Source organism: Pseudoxanthomonas yeongjuensis, assembly GCF_010093345.1.
GTDB lineage: Bacteria > Pseudomonadota > Gammaproteobacteria > Xanthomonadales > Xanthomonadaceae > Pseudoxanthomonas_A > Pseudoxanthomonas_A yeongjuensis.
The window spans coordinates 22,994-46,377 of record NZ_PDWT01000003.1; the positions used below are offsets into that span (position 1 = coordinate 22,994).

Below are 23,384 nucleotides of genomic sequence, written 5' to 3' on the forward strand. Positions count from 1 at the left end.
CGGCTTCTTACTTCGCTGCGACCACCCGCACCATTTCCAGGCACTTGTTGGAGTAGCCCCATTCGTTGTCGTACCAGCTGACCAGCTTGACGAAGGTGCTGTCCAGGGCGATGCCGGCGTCGGCGTCGAAGATCGAGGTGCGCGCATCGCCGCGGAAATCGGTGGCGACCACCTTGTCTTCCGTGTAGCCGAGGATGCCCTTCAGCGCGCCTTCGCTCTGCGCCTTCATTTCCGCGCAGATCTCGGCATAGCTGGCGTCCTTTTCCAGCTCCACGACCAGGTCGACCACGGAGACGTCGGAAGTCGGCACGCGGAACGACATGCCGGTGAGCTTCTTGTTCAATTCCGGGATCACCACGCCCACCGCCTTGGCCGCGCCGGTGCTGGAGGGAATGATGTTCTCCAGGATGCCGCGCCCGCCGCGCCAGTCCTTGTTGCTCGGGCCATCCACGGTCTTCTGGGTGGCGGTGGCCGCGTGCACGGTGGTCATCAGGCCGCGCTTGATGCCCCACTTGTCATGCAGCACCTTCGCGATGGGCGCCAGGCAGTTGGTGGTGCAGCTGGCGTTGGAGATGATCGCCTCGCCGTTGTACTTCCTGTCGTTGACGCCGAACACGAACATCGGCGTATCGTCCTTGGACGGGGCCGACAGGATCACCTTCTTCGCGCCCGCATCCAGGTGTTTCTGCGCGCTGGCCTTGTCCAGGAACAGGCCGGTGGATTCGATGACCACCTCGGCGCCGACTTCGTCCCACTTCAGGGCGGCCGGGTCGCGTTCCTGGGTCAGGCGGATCTTCTTGCCGTTGATGACCAGGTGGTTGCCGTCGATGGACACGTCGCCCTTGAAGCGGCCGTGCACCGAGTCGTACTTCAGCATGTAGGCCAGGTAATCCGGTTCCAGCAGGTCGTTGATGGCCACGATCTCGATGTCGTTGCCGAAGTTCTGCACCGCCGAACGCAACACGTTGCGGCCGATGCGGCCGAAGCCATTGATGCCTACCTTGATCGCCATGAAGCACTCCTGTGGAGACGGGAACGGGAAAGACCGCTATTTTAGCCGCTTCCCACACCCGCTTTAAGCCCCAGGACAAGGTTTCTGAATGCGCCGCCTGCCATTACTCGTGTTTTTGTCCCTGTTGTCGTCCCTGTTGGCCCCTTCCGCGCTGGCCTGGAGCAACCTCGGCCATCGCCTGGTCGGCGATCTCGCCCAGCGCCACCTGACCCCGGCCGCCAATGCGCGGGTCGCCGAACTGCTGGCCGGCGAAGCCGAGCCCAGCCTGGCCGGCGTGGCCTCGTGGGCCGACGACCTGCGTCGCAGCGATGCCGACGCGTTCAAGAAGACCGCCTCCTGGCACTACATCAATTTCCCGGTCGGTACCTGCGCCTATCGACCCGAACGCGATTGCCCGGACGGGAATTGCGTGGTCGGCCAGATCGAGCGCCAACGCGCGATCCTGGCCGATCGCACCCTGCCGCTGGCGACGCGCCGCGATGCGCTCAAGTTCCTGGTCCACCTGGTCGGCGACGTGCACCAGCCCCTGCATTCCGGCAATCGCCCCGACAAGGGCGGCAACGGTTTCCAGATCAGCCTGCGCACCGACCTGAAGCCGGAGGCGTATGCGCAGAAGGATTATGTCGATGGGGTGATGGGTACCAACCTGCATTCGGTGTGGGACTACTACCTGCTGGCTTCCACCGGTCTTTCCGCCCCGCTCTACGCCAACCGGCTGGCGGCGCTGCCGTGGCCGCCGAAAGCCGCGGGCAGGAAATCGCCGGATCCCGCGGCGTGGGCCGGCGAATCCTGCAAGCTGGTGGATGCGCAACGCCTGTATCCGAAGTCGCACAAGATGGACAGTCGCTACCTGGACGCACAACGGCCACTGGCCGAGCGGCAGGTGGAAGTGGCCGCGAAGCGGCTGGCGGATTTGCTCAATGCCACGCTCACGGATTAGAACTTGTCCCGAAATAGAATCCTCCGCCTCTGCATTCCAAAAAAATCGCGCCCACAATTCCGAGATGGTTGCTAGGCAAAAAATCATGAAATGGTTGGACTGGACAAATTCGGGCTGGCGCCGTCGCGCGTTCCTTCTGGCGACAACGGCCTTGATCGTCGGCATTGCCTCGAACCCGGAGCTTGCCGCGTTTGTCCCCATGCTGGATGCGTTTGGACTGGATGTATTGCTCTACCTCATGGGGACCCAATTGGTCCTGGAATTCAGGGATTTGCTGGCGCCATTCTCGCGTCACGCCTGCAAGCGCTGGATCCGGAGTGCCACCGGATACGTTTTTTATCCCCTGGGCTTTTGCATTGGCGGTTACTGCAGGCAACTTGCATGGCACATCAGGCATGCAGGAATACATGGCACCGTATTCGGGCCTGGAAGCTCGCCCAAGCCTGTGCTTCTGTGCGATTCGGCCAGATCAAGGTGACACGCACCATGCAACCCACCGTCCATTCGCGGCATCACGCCGAAACCGGTACCTGGAGCTACGTGGTCGCCGATGCGCATACGCGCGTGGCGGCGATCATCGACCCGGTGCTGGACTTCGATGCCAAGTCCGCGCGGATCGCCACGGCTTCAGCGCAGGCTTTGCTGGATATCGTTGCCGAGCGGGGCTACGACGTGCGTTGGCTGCTGGAAACCCACGCCCATGCCGACCATCTCTCCGCGGCGCACTGGCTGAAGGGCAAACTTCCCGGCGCCACGCTGGCCATCGGCGCCGGCATCCGCGAAGTGCAGCACACCTTCGCCGCACGCCTGGACCCCGATGGGGCGATCGCCACCGATGGCTCGCAATTCGATCGCCTGTTCAACGACGACGATGTTTTCGAAGTCGGCTCGGTGCAGGCTCGCGCCATCCCGGTGCCCGGACATACTCGCGACAGCCTGGCCTACCTGATCGGCGACGCCCTGTTCCCCGGCGACTCGCTGTTCATGCCCGACGCCGGCACCGCGCGCTGCGATTTCCCCGGCGGCGACGCGGCCACGCTGTATCGTTCGATCCGCCGTCTTTACGACACCTTGCCCGACGACACGCGCGTATTCGTCTGCCACGATTACGGCCCCGGTGGCCGCGCGGTCGCCTGCGAAACCAGCATCGGCGAACAGAAGCGCGCCAATCTGCACGTCCGCGATGGCACCGGCGAAGAGGAATTCGTGGCCCTGCGCCGCGCGCGCGATGCGACACTGGCCATGCCGGCATTGATCCTGCCGGCGTTGCAGGTCAACCTGCGCGGCGGTGCGCTGCCAGAACCCGAGCGCAATGGCGTGCGCTACCTCAGGCTCCCGCTCGATTCATTGTGAGAACGCCATGACCTCCGCATCGCATCGCTGGATTCTCGTTTTCGCACTTCTCGCCGCTGCATCGGCAACGCATGCCGTCGCCGGCGAGGAAATCGCGCAGGGCCATGCTTCGCCACCGCCCCCTACCTCTCCGCAAACCGTTCCAATCGATGCCGCCACCCTGGCGGCACTGCCGCGCGAAGCGGTCACCGCCAACGCGCACGGGAAGACCCTGCAATGCGAAGGCGTCGCCTTGCCGGCAGTGCTGCGCGCCGCCAACGCCCTGCCGGCCGAACCTCTGCGCGGCGGGCAACTGGCCAATTACGTACTGGTCACCGCACGCGACGGTTATCGCGCGGTGTTCTCGCTGGCCGAACTGGAACCCAGCCTCAGCAATCGAAAGGTACTGCTGGTGGATCGCTGCGATGGCCAGCCGCTCGACGGCGACGACGGTCCACTGCGCCTGATCGCGCCGGAAGAGTCGCGACCCGCGCGCTGGGTCAGGCAAGTCCAATCCATCACCGTGGTAACCGCCCCATGAAGATCCCGAGCAGGTTTTTCCTTGCATGGCTGTGCGCGCTGGTGCTGGCTTGTCCGGCGAGCGCCGCAAACGCTGCCGAAACGGACGCACCGCTGACCGTGTTCGCCGCCGCCAGCCTGAAGGAATCGCTGGACGAAGCCGCCACCGCGTACCAGAAGGCGAGCGGTCGGACGATCCGCATTTCCTATGCGGCCAGTTCCGCGCTGGCGCGACAGATCGAACAGGGCGCGCCCGCCGACGTGTTCCTGTCCGCCGATCTGGAGTGGATGGACTATCTGCAGGAACGCAAGCTCATCGATCCCGCGACCCGGCACAACCTGCTCGGCAACACACTGGTGTTGGTGGCGCCGACCACCGGCAACATCGCGCCGGTGGAGCTGAAGTCCGGCGTCGACCTGCTCCCGCGGTTGGGCGGAAACGGGCGCATTGCGCTGGGCCTGCCCGCCAGCGTGCCCGCGGGCAAATATGCGAAGGCTTCCTTCGTGTCGCTGGGCGTGTGGAAATCGCTGGAACCACGGGTGGCCGCGGCCGAAAACGTGCGCGCGGCGCTGATGCTGGTCGCGCGCGGCGAAGCGCCGCTGGGAGTCGTCTACGGCAGCGATGCGCAAGCCGAACCGAAGGTGCGGGTGGTCGGGGTTTTCCCGGAGGACACGCACGCGCCGATCGTCTATCCGGTCGCGCGTGTCGCCGCGAGCGGGAATCCGCGGGCCACGGCGTTCGTGCACTGGCTGGGCATGCCTGCGGCGACGAAGATCTTTCGCACGCATGGCTTCAAGGCCCTCTGAGCGTCCGCATCCCCGATGTCTCTCTTCACCGCCGATGAACTGACTGCGATCGCGCTCAGCCTGAAGGTCGCCAGCGTGGCCGCGCTGGCCAGCCTGCCGTTCGGCATCGCGCTGGGCTGGCTGCTGGCGCGCAAGCGCTTTCCCGGAAAGTCGCTGCTCGACGCGCTGGTACACCTGCCACTGGTGTTGCCGCCGGTGGTTGTCGGTTACGTGCTGCTGGTGAATTTCGGCAGCCAGGGCGCGATCGGCAAGTTCCTTGCCTCGTTCGGCATCGAATTCGCGTTCCGCTGGACCGGAGCGGCGCTGGCCAGCGCGATCATGGGTTTCCCGCTGATGGTGCGGGCGATCCGGCTTTCCATCGAGGCCACCGACCGACGTCTGGAACAGGCGGCATCGACGCTGGGTGCCAGTCCGTGGCGCGTGTTTCGCAGCATCACCTTGCCATTGGCCTGGCCCGGCATCGTCGCCGGCGCGGTGCTGGCCTTCGCCAAGGCGTTGGGCGAATTCGGCGCCACCATCACCTTCGTTTCCAACATCCCCGGCGAAACCCAGACGTTGTCTTCTGCGATCTACGGCCTGTTGCAGGTGCCGGGTGGCGAAACCAGCATCTGGCGCCTGGCCATGGTCGCGGTGGCCATCTCGCTGCTGGCCTTGCTGCTGTCGGAATGGCTGACGCGCCGTCAGCGCGAAGACGAGGTGCATTGATGCTGTCGCTTGACGTGCAGTTGCGACGAGGCGCGTTCGAGCGACGGGTTCGCATCGAGGATGGTGCCCGTGTCATCGCGCTTAGCGGCCATTCCGGCGCGGGCAAGACCAGCGTGCTGCACGCCATCGCCGGATTGGTGAAGCCGCTGTCGGGCCATATCGAGATCGATGGCCGACGCCTGTACGACAGTGCCCGCGGCATCGATGTCGCCCCGCACCGCCGTCGTGTCGGTTATGTGTTCCAGGACACCCGCCTGTTCCCGCATCTCGATGTGCGCCGCAACCTGCAATACGGGCGCCACATTGGTGATGCCGCCAGCGCATTCGGCTTCGATGCGGTGGTGGCGCTGCTGGGGATCGAACCGCTGCTGCAGCGGCGCATCGCCAACCTCTCCGGCGGCGAAACCCAGCGGATCGCCCTGGGCCGCGCCCTGCTCTCGCAACCGGCGCTGCTGTTGCTGGATGAACCACTGTCGATGCTGGACCAGGCACGTCGCGAGGAGTTGATCCCCTACCTGCAACGCGTCCGCGACGAAACCTCGCTGCCCATCGTCTATGTCAGCCACTCCGCCGATGAAGTGAAGCGGTTGACCGATGCGGTGCACGTGCTGGATTGAGCCTTGTGGGCGGGAGAATCCACGCCATGACGCCGCGTTCCGGGTTGGGCGCGTAGATTCCGAAACTCGATCCAATCGGTTGAGGCGAGACGCCATGAAGCAGTTCCGCAAGCGCGATTTTCCGCTCGACAGCATCCGCCGTTTCCTGGAACCCCGGCCCCATCGTCCTGGTGAGTTCGGCCTGGAAGGACGAAACCAACATCATGACCATGGGCTGGCACATGATGATGGGCTTCGAACCGGCGCTGTTCGGCTGCTACCTCTGGGAAGGCAACCACAGCCACGGCCTGATCAAGCGCAGCCGCGAATGCGTGATCAACCTGCCGACCGCCGACCTGCTCGACACGGTCGTCGACATCGGCAACTGCAGCGGTGCGCAGGTCGACAAATTCCAGCGCTTCGGCCTGACCGCCCTGCCCGCCACCCACGTGTCGGCGCCATTGATCGGCGAGTGCCATGCCAATTTCGAGTGTCGGTTGTTCGAGTCGCGCAACACCGCGCAATACAACCTGTTCATCTGGGAAGTGGTCAAGGCGCACGTGGCGGCTTCGCCGAAGTTGCCGAAAACCGTGCATTACCGCGGCGACGGCAAGTTCATGGTGTCCGGCAAGGAGATATCCCGACGCAGCCGGTTCAAGCCGCAGAACCTGTAAGGGGTTCTGCATGCAGTCCGGCGCTTTCGCTGCCGGACGAGCCTCTTATCAATGTTGGATCCGGCGCGCCGGAGGAAATCGATTCTTGCGGAAGGGAGTTCGGCCTCTTCCGCAATGCGATCAACGTGAGGCCAGGGGCGTACCCAGCGGCTTCTCGCCCGCACCGTCACCGTTCGCCGGTATCCTGAAATCCACGGGCACCCTGACCCTGCCCGCGACCGCCTTGCCACTCTCGAGATTCGGCTTGAACTTCCATTGCCAGGCGGCTTCGATCGCCGCGGCATCGAACACGCCGGCGGGCCTGGAGCTTTCGACCACGATCCCCGTGACCCTGCCATCGGCCGCCACATCGACCAGCAACACGACCTTCCCGCTCAGCTTCTGATCCACTGCAAGCTTGGGATACAGGGGCGGCGTTCCCTGCACGTCTTCGGGCATGGACGGCTCGCCGGTCGCCCCTGGCGCGACCTGCGACTTGGCCTGCTCCTGCGCAGGTTGCGTCGCCCACGCGGTCAATCCGACGCCCAGCGACAGCGCAAGCATCAGCGCACTGCCGGTCAACACGCGGGCACGGGTGGGAATGGGTTGTTTGAGCATTGCGATTCTCTCCTTCAGTGGATGGCCGTAGCCCCAGTGGCATCCCAGCGGCAACGGCCTCGCCGCAAGCTGGGTCTTGAACATCGCTTCGCCGTAGCTGCGGCGCGATTGCGGATGGCTTGAGATCACCCGCTGGTCGCACGCCAGCTCCTGGTCGTGCCTGAAACGGCGGGCCACGGCATGCAGCAGCGGGTTGAACCAGAACAGGCTGCGCAGCACCGCGACCATGGCATTGACGAGCAGATCGCCACTGGCCACATGGCTGCGCTCATGCGCCTGCATCAGCCGTCGCTCTTCCCCGGAATAGCGCAGGTCGAAATCGGCCGGCACCACGATCGTCGGACGCCACAACCCGTACACCGCGGGCAGGCCCGCCGATACCTCGGCTTGCAGCATGCCGTCCGCCCGCCGATGCAGGCTCCCCAGCGAATGGCGGAAGCTGCGCTCGAGCCAGCGCAGGCGCAATGCCATCAGCAGCATTCCCGCAAGCCAGATCCCGCACAGCCATTGCGCGCCTTGCGCGGGCATCGCCCCGGCGAGGGCCGGAAGCGACATCGACTGCGTACCCAGGACATGGAAACCCGGTGACGAAGCGGTCGCTACGGTCCTCGCAGGAAGCAACACCGCGATCATCGCGATCGGCACCATGACCCATGCCTTGTAGGCGACGCCCGCGCCGAATGCGTCCCGCAACGGCTTGCGCAACGGCAGCACCAGCAGCAAGGCCAGGGTGATCGCTATGGTCGCTTCGATGATTCCGTTCAGCAGATCAGCCGCGTTCATCGCCCAGCTCCTCGATCAACTTGCGCAGCTCGGCGATATCCGCCGCCGACAACTTCCCGCGCTCGCTGAAATGTGCCACCAGCGGGGCCACCCGACCGCCGAACAGCCGCTCCAGCATTCCCTCGCTTTGCTGGCCGATCCACGACTCGCGCGCCAGCACCGGGGAATAGAGGTAACGCCTGCCCTCTTTCTCGGCCTGGATGGCGCCCTTGTTGAGCAGACGGTTGAGCAGGGTCTTGACCGTCGGTTCGGCCCAATCGGTGCGTGCGGACAGGGCCGCCACGACTTCATCGGCTCCCTGCGGACTGTGCTTCCACAGCACTTCCATCACCATGGCTTCGGCTTCACTGATCTGCATATCGATTACATCCGTAAATGTAAATTGATTACGCCTGTAATCGGCCCCGATGTCAAGCGCTCGCACGACCGTCTATCGGTTGCCCCATTCCATCGTCTGACGCTCCATCGCCTAAGCTGTGGCCATGGCCCTCCATTTCGAAAATATCGACGACGCCGTCGAACTGCTGCTGAAACGCATCCCCGGCACTCTGCGCATCGGCGCGCCATTGGCGCTGGGCAAGCCGCATCGGTTGTTGAACGCGCTATACCGGCGGATCGAGAACGATCCGTCACGTCCGATGCAGATCTACACCGCCTTGTCGCTGGACCCGCCGAGCGCAGCGCCCGGACTGGAGCAGCGCTTCCTGGAACCCTTCGCGCAGCGGCATTTCGGCGACGATTTCCCCAGGCTGCTCTACGCCGAGGCGATGAAGCGCGATGCGCTGCCCGCGCACATCCAGGTGGAGGAGTTCTACATGCAGTCCGGCGCGCTGCTGCGTTCATCGCAGGCGCAGCGCCACTACACCAGCCTCAATTACACGCAGGCAGCCGCGGGCGTGGCCCAGCGCGGCGCCAACGCGATCCTGCAGAAGGTGGCGCGCGAGCCGGAGCCGATCCAGGGCAAGGCGCCGCGACTGTCGCTGTCGTGCAACACCGACACCACCCAGGACACCCTCGATGCGATCCATGCATTGGGATTGCCGCGTCCGTTGCTGGTGGCCGAGGTCGATCCCGAGCTGCCGTGGATCGGCGGCACCGCCGCGGTCGAGGAAGACTTCTTCGACATCGTCGTCGCCCCACCGGGACCGTACCCGAAACTGTTCGCGCTGCCGCGCCAGCCGGTGAACGATGCCGACTATGCCATCGGCCTGTACGCCAGCGCCCTGGTGCGCGATGGCGGCACCCTGCAGATCGGCATCGGCGCGCTGGCCGATGCCCTGTCGCATGCGCTGGTGTTGCGCCACACCGACAACGACAGGTATCGCGAAGTGCTGCATGCGCTGGACCCTGAGCTGGCCCACCACCCGGCGGTGATAGCCAGCGGCGGCATGGGTCCGTTCGCCATCGGCCTGTACGGCTGCAGCGAGATGCTCAACGAAGGCTTCAAGCGCCTGGTCGAAGCCGGGGTGATCCGGCGCAAGGTGGTGGACGACGAAGCGTTGATGGCGCGCATCGCGCGGGGCACCGCCAACCTAGGCGACCAGGCGCGGCTTGAGCGCGACGGCGAATACCTGCACGGCGCGTTCTATCTGGGTTCCCCCGCGTTCTACGACTGGTTGCGCCGCCTGCCCGACGACGGGCGCCATGCGATCGGCATGCGCCGGATCAGCGAGATCAACCAGCTCTATGGCGGCCACGAATCGCTGGAGCGTTTGCAGCGCACGGGCTCGCGCTTCTTCAACAGCTGCATGATGGCGACCGCGCTGGGCGATGCGGTGTCCGACGGCCTGGAGGACGGGCGCATCGTCTCCGGCGTCGGCGGCCAGTACAACTTCGTGGCCATGGCCCATGCCCTGGACGATGCGCGCAGCGTACTGATGTTCCGCTCGCAGCGCGGCGAAGGTACGAAGGCGGAATCCAACGTGCGCTGGAATTACGGCCACACCACCATCCCGCGCCACCTGCGCGATATCTACATCGACGAATACGGCATCGCCGACCTGTTGAACCAGACCGACGAGGAATGCGTGATCGCCATGATCGGCATCACTGATGCGCGCTTCCAGGCCCGGTTGCTGGAGACGGCGAAGCAGTCGAGGAAATTGCGTGCCGATTTCGATGGCGAGCCCGAGTGGGCGCGCAACACGCCCCAGCGGCTGCGCGAGACACTGGCCCCTTTCCGCAAGGACGGCACCTTGCCCGACTATCCGCTCGGCAGCGATTTCACCGAAGTGGAGCAGCGGCTGGTGAAGGCGCTGGGGTGGTTGAAGGCAGAAACCGCGACGCTTCCGAAGAAGCTCCGCACGATTGGGAAAGCGGTCTTCTCGAGCGCCAGAGCCGATGACGAAGCCATGCAGCGCATGGCGCTGGAAAAAGCGACCGGTTTCAACGCGTGGTTGTACGCAAAACTGCTGTCGCTGGCACTATCGAGGACAGCGACCGAAGCGTAGGAGCGCCCCTTGGGCGCGATGCTTTCGTTTCACGACGCGGAAGAGCATCGCGCCCAAGGGGCGCTCTTACGTTATTACAGCGACTTCGCCGCTTCCACCACTTTCTCGGCGGTGATGCCGAAGTACGGGTACAGCGCTTCGGCCGGCGCGGAGGCGCCGAAGGTGTCGATGCCGATCACCGCGCCGTCCAGGCCTACGTACTTGCGCCAGAAATCGGTGACCGCCGCTTCCACCGCCACGCGCTTGCGCACGGCGTTGGGCAACACCGATTCGCGGTACTCGGCCGGCTGGCGGTCGAACACGTCGGTGGACGGCATGGAGACCACGCGCGTCTTGATGCCCTCGGCGTCCAGCGTGGCCTTGGCCTGCGTGGCCAAGCCGACTTCGGAACCCGTGGCGATCAGGATCACGTCCGGCTGGCCGCCTTCGGCATCGGCCAGCACGTAGCCGCCGCGCGCGATGGCGGCGACCTGCGCTTCGTCGCGCGGCTGGTGCGCGAGGTTCTGGCGGCTGAAGATGAGGCAGCTGGGGCCCTCCTTGCGTCCGATCGCCGCACGCCAGGACACCGCCGATTCCACCGCATCGCACGGACGCCACACATCGTTGTTGGGGATGTAGCGCAGCGAGGCCAGGTGCTCGACCGGTTGGTGGGTGGGGCCGTCTTCGCCCAGGCCGATGGAATCGTGCGTGTACACATGGATCGCATGCGCCGGATTGAGCGCGCTCATGCGCACCGCATTGCGTGCGTAGTCGCTGAACACCAGGAAGGTGGCGTCGAACGGAATGAAGCCGCCATGCAGGGCCAGGCCGTTGCTGATCGCGGTCATGGCGAATTCGCGCACGCCGTAATAGACGTAGTTGGCGTCCGGATCGTCCGTGGCCACCGACTTGCTGGCCTTCCACAAGGTGAGGTTGGAATGGGCCAGGTCGGCCGAACCGCCGATCAGTTCCGGCAGCAGCGGCGCGAACGCCTCGATGGCCATCTGCGAAGCCTTGCGCGAAGCCACGACCGGGCCTTCGGCCTGCAGCTTGGCGATGAACGCGTCGGCCGATGCGATGAAGCCTTCCGGCAGGTCGCCCTGCGAACGGCGCGACAGTTCGGCCGCTTCGCTGGCGTATTGAGCGGCATATTGGTCGAACAGCGAATTCCACTGGTCCTCGCGCACGTTGCCGGCGTTGCCGGCGCGCCAGCCGGCGTAGATCTCCTCGGGAATCTCGAACGGACCATACGGCCATTCCAGTTGCACCCGCGCGGCGGCCAGCTCGTCCTTGCCCAGGGGTGCGCCATGGCTGGACTCCTTGCCCTGTTTGTTCGGCGCGCCGAAACCGATCGTGGTCCGGCAGCAGATCAGGGTCGGCTTTTCCTGGTTCTTCAGCGCGGTTTCGATCGCGGTCTTGATCTCGACCGCATCCTGGCCGTTGACGTTGCGGACCACCTGCCAGCCGTAGGCCTCGAAGCGTGCCGGGGTGTCGTCGGTGAACCAGCCATCGGTGTTGCCGTCGATGGAGATGCGGTTGTCGTCCCAGAACGCGACCAGCTTGTGCAGGCCCCAGGTGCCGGCCAGCGAGGCGGCTTCATGCGAGATGCCTTCCATCAGGCAGCCGTCGCCCATGAACACCCAGGTGCGGTGGTCGACGAGGTCGAGCCCGGGACGGTTGTAGCGCTGCGCCAGCAATTTCTCGGCGAGGGCGAAACCGACCGCGTTGGCGATACCCTGCCCCAGCGGCCCGGTGGTGGCTTCCACGCCCGGGGTTTCGCTGTGCTCGGGATGGCCGGCGGTCCTGCTGTGCAACTGGCGGAAATGCTTCAGCTCGTCCAGTGGCAGGTCGTAGCCGCTGAGATGCAACAGCGCGTACTGCAGCATCGAGCCGTGGCCGTTGGACAGCACGAAGCGGTCGCGGTTGAACCACTTGGGGTTGTTGGGGTTGTGGCTGAGGTAGTCGTTCCACAGCACTTCGGCGATATCGGCCATGCCCATGGGCATGCCGGGATGGCCGGATTTGGCGGCTTCCACCGCATCGGCAGCGAGGAAACGGATGGCGTTGGCGAGCTGGCGGCGGCCAGGCTTGATCGAGGCGGGCGTCGTCATGAGGGCGAATTCAGTGATGTCGCCCGTGACTCGGGCGGCCTATTGTCCCATCCGGAAGCCCGCCTGTCGCGGTTGAATCATTCCGAAGCCGATGCTACCGACCAAACCCGTAGGAGCGCCCCTCGGGCGCGATGCCTTCCAGCCCGCATCCACGATCCCGGCGAAGGGCATCGCGGACAAGGCCCGCTCCTACGATTTCCGGACTGGATCAAGCACGGGCATGCTCTCGGTTTCCCCATGCGCCACCAGCGTGGCCAGGGTCAGGTCGCCGGTCACGTTCAGGGTGGTGCGGCACATGTCGAGGAAGTGGTTGACGCCCAGGATCATGCCGATGCCGACCGGATCCACACCGACCATGGCGCAGATCAGCGCCACCACCGGCAACGACCCCGAAGGCACACCGGCAGTGCCGATACCGCCGAGGATGCAGACCAGCATCACCATCACCTGCTGCCAGATCGTCAGGTCCACGCCGAAGAACTGGGCCAGGAACAATACGGTGACGCCCTCGAAAAGCGCGGTGCCGTTCTGGTTGGCGGTGGCGCCCACGGTCAGCACGAACCGCGACACCCGGTTCGGCAAATGCAGTTTCTCTTCGGCCACGCGCAGCGAGGTGGGCAGCGTGGCGTTGCTGGAAGCGGTGGAGAACGCCATCACACTGGCTTCCTGGGTGGCGCGGAAGAACGCCAGCGGCGACTTGCCCACCGCCTTCAACGCCAGCGAATAGACGCCGAACATGTGCAACGCCAATGCCAGCACGACCACACCCACGTACGCACCCAGCCGCACCAGCAGGTCGAAACCGAAGATCGCGGCCAGGTTGAACATGAAGCAGAACACCGCATACGGCGCCAGCCGGATCACCAGCCCGATCAGGGTCATGGAGATCTCGAACACGCCTTCGATGCCGCGCTTGAGCGTGTCGGTGTTCTTCGACGGAGTCAGGACCATGCCCACGCCGAACATCACCGCGAAGAACATCAGCGCCAGGATCGAACCGTTGTTCGACGCCGCACTCAACACGTTGTCCGGAACGATCGACAGCAGCATGTCGATGCCGCGCGGCTGGGTGTGCACGCTGGCGACGATTTCCCTGGCGCGCTCGGCGTTCTCGGTGAGCAGGCTTTGCGCCAGTGCGGGATCCACGCCTGCGCCGGGCTTCAACAGATTGACCAGCACCAGCCCGATCACCACCGCGATCGACGACAGGACCACGGTGTAGGCCAGGGTCTTCCAGCCGATCCGTCCCAGCGCGCGGATGTCGCCCATTTCGGCGATGCCGACCACCAGCGCCGAGAACAGCAGCGGCACGATCAGCATGAAGATCAGGTTGAGGAATATCTTGGAGAACGGCGTGGTGACGTAGGCGGTCGCCAGCTTCACCCATTCGGCATCGGCCCCCGTCGCATGCACGACCAGCCCGAACAGCAGGCCGAGGGCGAAGCCGATGGCCATCTTCCAGTGCAGGGGAAGTTTTTTCTTGCCGGCAGGGGTCGATTGGCTCATGCGCGGTTCCTTCAAGGATAAGGCCGCAGCTTAGCAAACCCCAAAACCCGTAGGAGCGCCCCTATGGGCGCGATGCCCCTGCACCGGTTTGTAGGAGCGGGCCTTGCCCGCGATGCTCTTCTGTATGCATCCACGATCCTCACGAAGAGCATCGCGGGCAAGGCCCGCTCCTACAGGCCGGCTAAGGTTGTGGATACAGCGGCGGCAACGCTTCCTTCGCCGCTTTTTTCGTCGTGCGCCACACCGGGCCGCTGCGGAATGCCTCGCGCAATGCCGCGCGCGCGTGGCTACCATCGCCATCGGCCCAGCGTGCCCGCCGCAACTGTTCCACCGCCTCGCGCTGTGCGGGCACGGCGAGACGCTGCAGCAACTGGTCGAGATCGGCGCAGGGCGGCGCGGACATGCCGCGCAGCGTGTCGCCGACTTCATCCAGGCTGCCGCTGTCCAGCGCGCGACGCAGGTCGGCCAGGGTCCGCGTCGGCAAGGCTGCAACGATGATGCCTTCGCCGGATTGCGCCGGAGGCTGCCGTGCCGCCACGGCCGTGCGCCGTTGCAAGGCCCAGATCAGGGTCAGCAGCCACAAGCCGGCGAAAGCCACGGCCAGCCAGGCCCAGACATGGCTGGGAATGCGCCCCGCCGTGGTAGCAGCTGCGGCTGGCGCGCCCACCGGGGAACCGTTCGCGGCAGCCACGTCCGGCAAGGTGTTGGAGGCGAACCCACCCACGCCACGCGCGACTTTCAGTTCCAGGTCCGGCAGCGAAGCGGTCCTGGCCACACTGGCGCGCACATCCCACCACGCCAGTTTCAGGCCCGGCACGAGCAGCGTGCCGGCGCCATTGGGCACCAGGGAATAGCGCCGGGTCATCGTGACCTGCGGCGTTCCGTCCACCACGGTTTCGTCGTACTGCGCGGGTTCGGCGAATACCTGCGCGCCGGCCAGCGACGGTGTCGGCAGTTCCGGCATCTGCGCGCGGGTGGCGCCGCGGGCGACGGCCTCCACCAACAGGGCCGCCGCCTGCCCCGCCTGCAGCGACTGCGGTGCGGACACGTAGCGCAATCGCAGATCGCGCAACGGCAGCCAGGGTTGCGGCGCATTGGCCGGCTGGGCGCGCACATTGATCGTGCGTGGCGCGCCCTGCGCGCGGATGTCGCGGCCACCACCGCCCATCAGGCTGTCCATCCAGTTGCTGGCGCCGCGACCTTCGAAGCGCGCGCCTGGAATGACCAGCGGTCCGCTGCGGTCCGGGATCAGTACGTAATGGCGCTCCGCGACCTTGTACTGGGTGTCGCCGATCTGTTGCGTGTAATAGCGATCCTGGCCCAACTGCTGCATCGATGCGTCCTGCGGCGCCTCCAACCCGAATGCGCCACTGGCGACCCGGGCGCTGTATTTCAGCCGCACCACCACGCCGACGCTTTGCTGCACGTAGGGTTCCGGATCGTCGACTACAGTCTCGAAGAAAGCGTCGGAGCCCTCGCCCGCAGGCGTTGGTGCGCCGGCAGCGACCCGCAGCGGCAAGGGTGTGGTCAGGTCGCCGCCCAGCTTGATCGCGGGAACGACTAGGGCACCCTCGCGTTTTGGCGCCAGTTGCAGCACATAGGTCGTCGTGGATTGCGCACTGCCATTGATCCATTGCATCGATCGATTGACCGACTGCCCTTCGATGCTGAAATCGGCCAGTAGCGGCGACAGGTCCGGCGCGGTGCCGCCTTGGTCGCTGTCGATGCTGAGGGTGACGGATCCACCCAGCGCGACCTGGTTGCGATCCAGCGAGGCGCGCGTGGCCGCCTGTGTGGATCCGGCCCATGCCGCCAGCAGCAACAACGCCAGTGCGGAACAGAAATCGCGCTTCATCGTCCTTCCTTCTGCCGGCGTTCGTATTCCAGCCGGAACTTGGTCTTCAACAGGTTGCCCGGCTCGTCGGGCACGCGCCGCAACCAGGCTTCCACCGCCTGTCGGTGTTCGCGCTGTGCGGGGGTTTCCCTGGCCTCCGTGGCCTGGCGGGCGCTTTCGTCCTTCTGTCCGCCCTTGCCTGCCTGGGCCATGGCCTGGGCCATGCGTTCGCGTTGCGCTGCGTCGGCGGCCTGCTGGGCCTTGGCGTCGGCAGCTTTCTGTTGCGGCGATTGCGCGCTTTGCGATTGTTGCGGCGGCGATTGTCGCTGCTTTGGGGAATCCGGTTGCGGAGAACCTGGTTGCGCCTGCTGCTTGTCTTGCTGGCCAGGTCGCGGCTTGCCCTTGTTGTCCTGCGGCGAATCCTGGCCGCCGGATTTCTTCTGTTGTTGCTGCTGGTTCTGTGCCGCCTTGCGCTTGCGTGCGGCATCGACCACCTTGCGGTTCTCGATCGCGTCTTCCATCTTCGGCTGCAGCTTGAGTGCGCGATCGTAGGCGGCGATGGCCTCGTCGTAATGGCCTTGCTTGGCCAGCGCATTACCCTGGTTGTAGAGCGCTTCAGCGCTGTCGATATCGGCGAAGTCTTTTTCGGCTGCGGCGAAATCGCCCTTGCGATAGGCATCGGCTCCCTGTTGGATACGCTCGTGCTGTTGCTGGTCGGCGCGCTTCCACAGGCTGCTTTCCGCTGCATTCGCGGGCATGGCCATGGGTAGGCAAACGCACAACAGGACCACCGCGAATGCCCCGCCGCGCCGGAATGCGAGCAACGCCAGCAGCATCAGCGGCGGCAACAACCAGTAGCCTCCGTCCTGCCAGGCCAGACCCTTCTCGCCACGTTGCGCGCTTGCGCCTGCTTCATCCGGATCCAGCACGCCCAGTGCACGTAGATCGCTGTCGTCCGCCGCCAGCGCCTGATAGTCGCCACCGCCAGCGGTCGCCAACGCTCGCAGCGAGCCGGCATCCAGCTTCGCATGCAGGATGCGGCCCTCGCCATCGCGGTAAGGCGCGCCGGAAGCCGTACCCAGACCCAGTGCGGAAACGCGGAAACCCTGGCGCAATGCGGCACGTGCGGCGTTGTCGGCCGCGGCATCGGCATGGTCGCTCAATACCAGGATGTCGCCATGCTCGAATCCCGCCTGTCGCAGCAGGCGCGCCGACCAGGCGATGGCGCGATCGGCCTGCTGTCCATCCATCGGCATCACTCCGGGCTCCAGGGCATCCAGAAACAGGGCGACGTTGGCGACATCGTCGGTCAACGGAGCGACGGTGAAAGCCTCGTCCGCATAAGCGACCAGCGCGACCTGTCCGCCCGCGCGTTCGCGCAGCAGGGTCGCGAGCTTGGCCCGCGCCTGCAGCAGGCGCGACGGCGGCAGATCGGACGCGGTGCTGCTGCTGGAGAGATCCAGCGCGACCACCAGTGGCGTCTGCGTTTGCCACAACGGCTGTTCGGTCTGGCGCCAGCTGGGGCCGGCGAGCGCAAGCACGGCGAGCGCATAACCGAGCGCGCCCAGCCAAATCGTACCGCGCGCGGCCTTGCCGCCGGCCTCCAGCAGGTGCGGCAGCAAATGCGCATCGACCACGTTGCGCCAGACGTTGCTGCGACGCTGCCGCACTCGCCATAACCCCCACAACATCGGCAAGGCAAGCAGCGCCCACAGCCAATGCGGACGCAGGAAATGCAGCACGTGCAACCAGGCGTTCATCGCCTGCGCCCTGGCAGCAGGAAGGCGAACAGTGCGACCAGCAGGGCGGCGGCCAGCGGCCACCAGTAACGTTCGATGCGCGGCCGCACGCGCTGGCCTTCCTGCTTCACCGGTTCGATCCGGTCCAGTTCCGCATAGATGCCGGCGAGCTGTTCGGTATCGCGCGCGCGGAACGCCTGCCCGCCGGTTTCACTGGCGATCTTCTTCAGCGTGGTTTCGTCGATATCGTCATCGCCGCCCGGCATCGGAACCGACAAGCCGAACAGCGAGAACGCACCGCCCGACCCGCCGAAGGCGATGGTATGGATGCGCACGTTTTCGGATTTCGCCAGTTCCGCCGCCTTCAGCGGATCGAGCACGCCGGCGGTGTTGACGCCGTCGGTCAGCAGGATCAATACGCGCTGGCCTTGCGGCTGTTCGCGCAGGCGCTTGACCGCCAGGCCGATGGCATCGCCGATCGCGGTGTCCTGGCCGGCCAGTCCGACCACGCTGTCGCCGAGTTGTTCGCGCACCGTGTCGCGGTCCATCGTTTGTGGAGTAAGTGCGTAGGCTTGCTGGCCGAAGACCAGCAGACCGACACGGTCGCCCACGCGACGGTCGAGGAAGTCGGCCAGCACCGCCTTGGCGGCCGTGAGCCGATCGACCACATCGCCGCCCAGTTCCATGTCCGGGCGGCTCATGCTGCCGGACAGGTCCACCGCCAGCATCAGGTTGCGTCCACTCTGCGGCGGCGCGACCGCTTCGCCGAGTTGCTGCGGACGCGCGGCGGCGGCGCAAAGCAGGAACCACGCCAGCCAGGCCAGTGCCGCCGCATGCATGAGCCTGGGCCGGCCACTTGGGCTGGCGATGGCATCGAGGCGCCCGCCATACGGCACCCGCAGCGCTGCGGAACTGCTGCGTCGTGGCGGCAGCAGCCAGCCGGCCAGCCACGGCAGCGGAAACGCCAGCCACATCCACGGCCAGGCGAATCCGCCGAATGCGGTCTTCAGCCATTCGAGCCAGTCGCCGCTCATTTGCGCCCGGCCATCAGCTCGAGGAAACGCTTGCGGGCGAGATCGCGAACCGCTTCCCATGCACTCGCTTCCACTTCCCGCCGGTAGCCGCCTTCCAGCAGTAGACGACCTGGTCCCATGCTGAAATCGCTGCCCTTCTTCCCATCGAGGAAACGCAGCCAGTCCTCGCCTCGCAATCGATCGGCGTGCCTGTCGACACGGCGTGCGGCGCGGCGAAGGAGTCCGGATATCGCAGCGATCCGCGCCGGCGGCGAAGCCTGCGCACAAGCCTCATCGAACAATTTCTGCCAGGCCTGCCGGCGGCGCTTGCGCCATAGTCCAACTGCGCAGGCCGCCGCAAGCAGCAACAGCACTGCAACGGCAAGCAACCACCAGCCGGGCGCCGGTGGCCACAGCGAAGGCGCCGGCGGCACATGCACATCGCGCAGGACCAGTTCTTGCGCCTGCATCACGCCACCTGCGATTGCGCCCGGCCCAGCAGCGGCAGCCAGGATTCGCTGGGCGCGTCGCCCTGCAGGGAATAGACCCGCACGCCTCGGCGTGGCAGGGTTTCCAGCGCGCGTTCGACCGGACGGTTGAATTCGTCCTGCCAGCGCTGGCGCTGTCCGGCATCGCCGAGGTCGAGTTCAAGCCGATGGCTGCCCGACGAGAACGGCAACGTCGTCCTGGGCGGTTCGCTTTCCAATGCATCGGTCAACAACAGCACCGTGACTTCATGGTGCACGGCGAGCGCAGGCCAGCGCGACTCGGCGATCGAGGCGAGGCTGCGCGGATCGGCCAATACGATCAGGCGCGAACCCGGACGCAGCAGGCGGGCCGCATTGTCCAGCGCGACCGACAGCCCCGCATCATCGGCAGGCGCCTGCGAATACCAGCGAACCAGGGCATCCAGCACCCGCAATGCGCCGCGTGCGCCCGAAGCCGGAGGCACCGGGGCCTCCTGCGTGCTGCCGCGCAGGATGGCCACGCGATCGCCTTCGCGAACCGCGGCCCACACCGCGACCGCGGCCGCGCGCGCGGCCTGCACCGACTTGAAGCGCACCCGCGTACCGAAATACAGGGCCGGTGAGGTATCGGCGACGACCAGGGTCAGGCGCTCGCGTTCGGCCTGGAACAGTTTGGTGTGGGTGCGGCCGCTGCGCGCGGTCAGCCGCCAATCGATGTGGCGCACATCGTCGCCAGCCACGTATTCGCGCGATTCCGCGTACTCCATGCCGCGCCCACGCTGGTTGGACTGCGCAGGGCCGGCGATGTTGTGCCGCCCCTTGCGCGCAGGCGGCCGGCGCTGCGCCGTAGCCCGCAAAGCAACCAATTCCGCCAACGTCGGCTTCAATCCGTCGGCCACCGCACACCTCTCAGGGGAAGTTGCCGTATGGGAGCAGCCTGCGTGGGAGCCGCGTCAGCCGCGATGCCTTTCGCGCAGGCAGCCACGGAATGCCAACAAGCAGCCGATGCTTCACGCCCAGCCAAACCATCATCGCGGCTGACGCGGCTCCCACGGTAATCGCCGCCACCCGCTTTCACGGCAACGGCACCACATCAAGCAACGCCGCGACCAGCCTGTCGCCATCCCAGCCTTCGGCGGTGGCTTCGTAACTGGGCAGCACGCGATGGCGCAGGACGTCCGCAGCGATGGCCCGCACATCGTCGGGAGTCACGTAGTCGCGCCCCGCCAACCAGGCGCGCGCGCGCGCGCATCGCTCCAGTGCTATCGATCCACGCGGGCTCGCGCCCCAGGCGATGCGCCGCGCCAGTTGCGGGTCGTAACGGCGCGCATCGCGCGAAGCCAGCACCAGTTCGATCAGATAGCGTTCCAGTTGCGGCGCGACGTGCAGATCGAGCACCGCGGCGCGCGCGGCGAAGACGTCCTCGATCGGCAGCCTGGCCACGGCTTCGGCCGTGTGCTGCAAGGTGTCGCGCGCGCGTTCACGCGCTAGTCGCAGGATCTCCGCTTCCGCCTCCGCTTCGGGGTAGCCGATGCGCACATGCATCAGGAAGCGGTCGAGCTGGGCCTCGGGCAAAGGGAAGGTGCCTTCCTGTTCGATCGGGTTCTGCGTGGCCATGACCAGGAACAGCTGCGGCAACGGATAGGTATGCCGCCCCACGGTGACCTGGCGTTCGCCCATGGCTTCAAGCAGTGCCGACTGCACCTTGGCAGGCGCGCGGTTGATCTCGTCGGCAAGCAGGATGGGATGGAAGATCGGCCCGGGCAGGAATTCGAAACGCCCATCCTGCGGGCGCCAGACCTCGGTGCCGGTCAGGTCGGCGGGCAACAGATCCGGGGTGAACTGCACGCGGGCGAACTCGGCCTGCAGGCGCGAAGCCAATGCCCGTATCGCAGTGGTCTTGGCCAGGCCGGGCGCGCCTTCGACCAGCAGATGGCCATCGGCCAGCAGGGCGATCAGCAGGCGCTCGACCAGCGCGGCCTGGCCGACGATGGTTTCGGACAAGCCTTCACGCAATCTGTTGAAAGCGTCGTGGAGACGCGAGACATTCGGGTCCACGGGGCCGTTTGCGGGTTGGCGCGCGATCTGGGTATCCATCGGGAAGGATCCGGAAGTGGCATCGGGGCGAGTTTGACCGAACAGCACGTCCATTGGTTCATGAAGATGCATCCACTGCTCGCAGTGGTTCAGCCTCTGGCCTGGCCGAGATCGCAGTGGAAAAGGGCCTTCCCCGTAGGAGCGCCCATGGGCGCGAGCTCTTCGTCATGCAATCGAGAACGCAGGAGCTCGCGCCCATGGGGCGCTCCCACGGGATGACGACCTTCTCTGTAATTCGCGAATCCAAAAGAAAAGGGCCGCAAGCGGCCCTTTCCGGTTCGAATCGCGTGGCGGTCAGCGCTTGGCGACCGTCAATATCTTCGGGGTGATGAAGATCAACAACTCGGCCTTGTCCTTCAAGCGACCCTTCTTCTTGAACAGGTTGCCGAGGAACGGGATATCGCCCAGGAAAGGCACCTTGGCAACGCTCGATCGATCCGTGAATTCATAGACGCCGCCTATGACGACGGTCTGGCCGTCCTCTACCAGTACCGCAGTGTTGATTTCCCGCTTGCTGATCTCCGGAACCGTGCCGTAGTCCGCCAATTCGATATAGCGCTCGACCTCGTCTTTCTTGACATTGAGGTTGAGGAACACCCGGCCGTCGTTGGTGATCGTCGGGGTGACCTTCAGCTCAAGCAGGACATCCTTGAACTGCACATTGGGCGTGGCCGCCTGGCCCGCGGTACCGCCAGTGATCGTTACGTAGCCGATTTCCTTGCCCTGGCGGATATATCCCTCGCGCTGGTTGGCGGTGATGATGCGCGGGTTGGATATGACTTCGCCACGGCCCTCTTCCTGCAATGCGGAGAGCTCAAGGTCGAGGTTGAAATTGCGGCCGAGGAGGGTGTAGGCAAGGCTCGGAATTACGCCCCCCGAGGTGAAGCTTCCCGCGGGCATATTGACGTTCAGACCGCCAGGCAGCACGCGATCATCGCCGTTGCCTATGTTGACGTTGTCTTCGATATTGCCGCCGATTATCTGCGTGCGATCGCCGGTACGAGTGCCGGCCACGCCGAAACGGGCGCCCAGATCGCGGGCGAAAGTATCCGTGGCGATGACGATACGGCCTTCGATCAGGACCTGGTCCACCGGGCGATCGATCACATTGATCAGTTCGCGCATCTGCGCGACCTTCTTCGGGATGTCGCTGATCATCAAGGTGTTGGTGCGCTCATCCGCGACCAGGCGGCCACGCGGGGACAGGAAGCCGTTTTCCTGCTGGCTGCTGCCACTGCCGCCACCGCTGCTGCCACCGATGCCCTTGGCCTCGGTCAAGGCCTTGAAGATGGCGGAAGCGCTGTGATAGTTGATCTGCACGTAGTCGGTGATCAGGTCCACGCGATTGTCGATGGCGATGCGCGCGTCTTCCTTGTCCTGCTCGAACTTGGCCAATTCCGGTTGCGGCGCGACCCAGACCACGCCACCATCGCGGCGCTGGTCCAGGCCCTTGGCGCGCAGCACGATCTCCAGGGCCTGGTCCCACGGCACATTGACCAGGCGCAGGGTGACGTTGCCCTGGACGGTATCGGAGGCGACGATATTGAGGTTCGACTCTTCCGCGATCAGCTGCAGCACCGTGCGCACCGGCACGTCCTGGAAGTTGAAGGTGACCGGACGCCCGCTGTAAGCGCGCGCGGCCGTGGCCACCTTGGCCGAGCCGCCAGCGATCGCCGCCGGCGACGTGGATCCCACCGCGGATTGAGCTGTGCGCGGAACGATTTCGACCACGTACTCATCGCCGGTCTGGTAGGCCAGCGACTCGAATGCGCCGTTGGTGCTCAGCACCAGTTGGCTGCCGGCGCCGGCGCTATGCGCATCGACACGCTGGACCGGCGTGGCGAAATCGACCACGTTGAGCGGCCGTTGCAGGGCGGCAGGCAATGCCGCGTTGCCGACATCGACGATGACCGAAGAACCCTGGTTGCGCAGGTCCGGCATCGCGCCCTTGCCATTGAAGCGGAGAATCAGCCGACCCGCGCCGTCATCGCCCCGCTTGAAATCGATCTTGGAAATCTCGAGGGCGCCGACCGCCTGTCTGGCTGGGTCGGCATTGCCGACGACCGCGGCGCTTGCCGGCGATGGGATTGCGGTAGCGGCAGTGACGGAACCGGCGGCGGCCAGCAAGCCGATCGCGAGCCCCAGACTGCAGACCCGTGTCGTGGCCAGGCGCCGGAAAGGCAGCGGGCTGTGAGCGTTCGAAGCGGTCATCGTGTATCCCCT

At 65.7% G+C, this 23,384-nt stretch carries 20 protein-coding genes and 1 pseudogene; 9 read left to right on the forward strand and 12 right to left on the reverse strand.

Annotated features, from left to right (window positions below):
• Positions 1 to 7: 7 nt before the first annotated feature.
• The gene (gap, locus tag CSC74_RS09850) at positions 8 to 1,012 is read right to left on the reverse strand and encodes a type I glyceraldehyde-3-phosphate dehydrogenase (RefSeq protein ID WP_162314298.1); all 1,005 of its coding nucleotides are present in this window, start codon (positions 1,010 to 1,012) and stop codon (positions 8 to 10) included.
• 88 nt (positions 1,013 to 1,100) lie between these two features.
• On the opposite strand from gap, the gene CSC74_RS09855 reads away from it, so the two are divergent.
• From CSC74_RS09855 to CSC74_RS09890, 8 genes and pseudogenes are all read left to right on the forward strand, one after another.
• Positions 1,101 to 1,952, forward strand: coding sequence for a S1/P1 nuclease (locus tag CSC74_RS09855; protein WP_162314299.1), 852 nt, complete (start codon positions 1,101 to 1,103; stop codon positions 1,950 to 1,952).
• 85 nt (positions 1,953 to 2,037) lie between these two features.
• Positions 2,038 to 2,430 (forward strand): hypothetical protein, encoded by a 393-nt coding sequence (locus CSC74_RS09860; RefSeq protein ID WP_162314300.1) that lies wholly within the window; start codon positions 2,038 to 2,040, stop codon positions 2,428 to 2,430.
• An 8-nt stretch (positions 2,431 to 2,438) separates the two neighbouring features.
• A complete protein-coding gene (locus tag CSC74_RS09865; protein WP_162314301.1) occupies positions 2,439 to 3,305 on the forward strand; it encodes an MBL fold metallo-hydrolase in 867 nt (288 codons plus the stop codon).
• 7 nt (positions 3,306 to 3,312) lie between these two features.
• Positions 3,313 to 3,825, forward strand: coding sequence for a molybdopterin-binding protein (locus CSC74_RS09870; protein ID WP_162314302.1), 513 nt, complete (start codon positions 3,313 to 3,315; stop codon positions 3,823 to 3,825).
• A complete protein-coding gene (modA, locus tag CSC74_RS09875) occupies positions 3,822 to 4,610 on the forward strand; it encodes a molybdate ABC transporter substrate-binding protein (protein ID WP_162314303.1) in 789 nt (262 codons plus the stop codon). The genes CSC74_RS09870 and modA overlap by 4 nt, the downstream gene beginning before the upstream one ends.
• Before the next feature lie 15 nt (positions 4,611 to 4,625).
• Entirely contained in the window at positions 4,626 to 5,315 is a 690-nt protein-coding gene (gene modB, locus CSC74_RS09880) for a molybdate ABC transporter permease subunit (protein ID WP_162314304.1), read from the forward strand.
• A complete protein-coding gene (locus CSC74_RS09885) occupies positions 5,315 to 5,932 on the forward strand; it encodes an ATP-binding cassette domain-containing protein (RefSeq protein WP_162314305.1) in 618 nt (205 codons plus the stop codon). Before modB ends, CSC74_RS09885 begins: the two co-directional genes overlap by 1 nt.
• 94 nt (positions 5,933 to 6,026) lie before the next feature.
• Positions 6,027 to 6,585: pseudogene (locus CSC74_RS09890) on the forward strand (flavin reductase family protein).
• 120 nt (positions 6,586 to 6,705) lie between these two features.
• Here CSC74_RS09890 and CSC74_RS09895 read toward each other — a convergent pair.
• Both CSC74_RS09895 and CSC74_RS09900 read right to left on the reverse strand, forming a co-directional pair.
• A complete protein-coding gene (locus CSC74_RS09895; protein WP_162314306.1) occupies positions 6,706 to 7,965 on the reverse strand; it encodes a TonB family protein in 1,260 nt (419 codons plus the stop codon).
• The gene (locus CSC74_RS09900; protein WP_162314307.1) at positions 7,952 to 8,323 is read right to left on the reverse strand and encodes a BlaI/MecI/CopY family transcriptional regulator; all 372 of its coding nucleotides are present in this window, start codon (positions 8,321 to 8,323) and stop codon (positions 7,952 to 7,954) included. Before CSC74_RS09900 ends, CSC74_RS09895 begins: the two co-directional genes overlap by 14 nt.
• Before the next feature lie 124 nt (positions 8,324 to 8,447).
• Here CSC74_RS09900 and CSC74_RS09905 point away from each other — a divergent pair, with 124 nt between their 5' ends.
• Complete coding sequence (locus CSC74_RS09905; protein ID WP_211369613.1) at positions 8,448 to 10,415, forward strand: acetyl-CoA hydrolase/transferase C-terminal domain-containing protein; 1,968 nt, start codon at positions 8,448 to 8,450, stop codon at positions 10,413 to 10,415.
• 74 nt (positions 10,416 to 10,489) lie between these two features.
• Here the strand turns inward: CSC74_RS09905 and tkt are convergent, their stop codons facing one another.
• The 9 genes from tkt to CSC74_RS09950 form a co-directional block, all read right to left on the reverse strand.
• Positions 10,490 to 12,505 carry a transketolase gene (gene tkt / locus CSC74_RS09910; protein ID WP_162314309.1) on the reverse strand — a complete coding sequence of 672 codons (2,016 nt, stop codon included), beginning with the start codon at positions 12,503 to 12,505 and terminating at the stop codon, positions 10,490 to 10,492.
• Positions 12,506 to 12,694: 189 nt separating this feature from the next.
• Complete coding sequence (locus CSC74_RS09915; RefSeq protein ID WP_162314310.1) at positions 12,695 to 14,011, reverse strand: dicarboxylate/amino acid:cation symporter; 1,317 nt, start codon at positions 14,009 to 14,011, stop codon at positions 12,695 to 12,697.
• Between the two features lie 181 nt (positions 14,012 to 14,192).
• Complete coding sequence (locus CSC74_RS09920; protein ID WP_162314311.1) at positions 14,193 to 15,866, reverse strand: BatD family protein; 1,674 nt, start codon at positions 15,864 to 15,866, stop codon at positions 14,193 to 14,195.
• Positions 15,863 to 17,605 (reverse strand): tetratricopeptide repeat protein, encoded by a 1,743-nt coding sequence (locus CSC74_RS09925; RefSeq protein ID WP_162314312.1) that lies wholly within the window; start codon positions 17,603 to 17,605, stop codon positions 15,863 to 15,865. The genes CSC74_RS09920 and CSC74_RS09925 overlap by 4 nt, the downstream gene beginning before the upstream one ends.
• Positions 17,602 to 18,618 (reverse strand): vWA domain-containing protein, encoded by a 1,017-nt coding sequence (locus tag CSC74_RS09930; protein WP_162314313.1) that lies wholly within the window; start codon positions 18,616 to 18,618, stop codon positions 17,602 to 17,604. Before CSC74_RS09930 ends, CSC74_RS09925 begins: the two co-directional genes overlap by 4 nt.
• Positions 18,615 to 19,067 (reverse strand): DUF4381 domain-containing protein, encoded by a 453-nt coding sequence (locus CSC74_RS09935; RefSeq protein WP_162314314.1) that lies wholly within the window; start codon positions 19,065 to 19,067, stop codon positions 18,615 to 18,617. Before CSC74_RS09935 ends, CSC74_RS09930 begins: the two co-directional genes overlap by 4 nt.
• Complete coding sequence (locus CSC74_RS09940) at positions 19,067 to 19,963, reverse strand: DUF58 domain-containing protein (RefSeq protein WP_246193142.1); 897 nt, start codon at positions 19,961 to 19,963, stop codon at positions 19,067 to 19,069. Before CSC74_RS09940 ends, CSC74_RS09935 begins: the two co-directional genes overlap by 1 nt.
• Before the next feature lie 175 nt (positions 19,964 to 20,138).
• The gene (locus tag CSC74_RS09945) at positions 20,139 to 21,161 is read right to left on the reverse strand and encodes an AAA family ATPase (protein WP_162314315.1); all 1,023 of its coding nucleotides are present in this window, start codon (positions 21,159 to 21,161) and stop codon (positions 20,139 to 20,141) included.
• Positions 21,162 to 21,455: 294 nt separating this feature from the next.
• A complete protein-coding gene (locus CSC74_RS09950; protein ID WP_162314316.1) occupies positions 21,456 to 23,372 on the reverse strand; it encodes a type IV pilus secretin PilQ in 1,917 nt (638 codons plus the stop codon).
• Between the last annotated feature and the right edge of the window lie 12 nt (positions 23,373 to 23,384).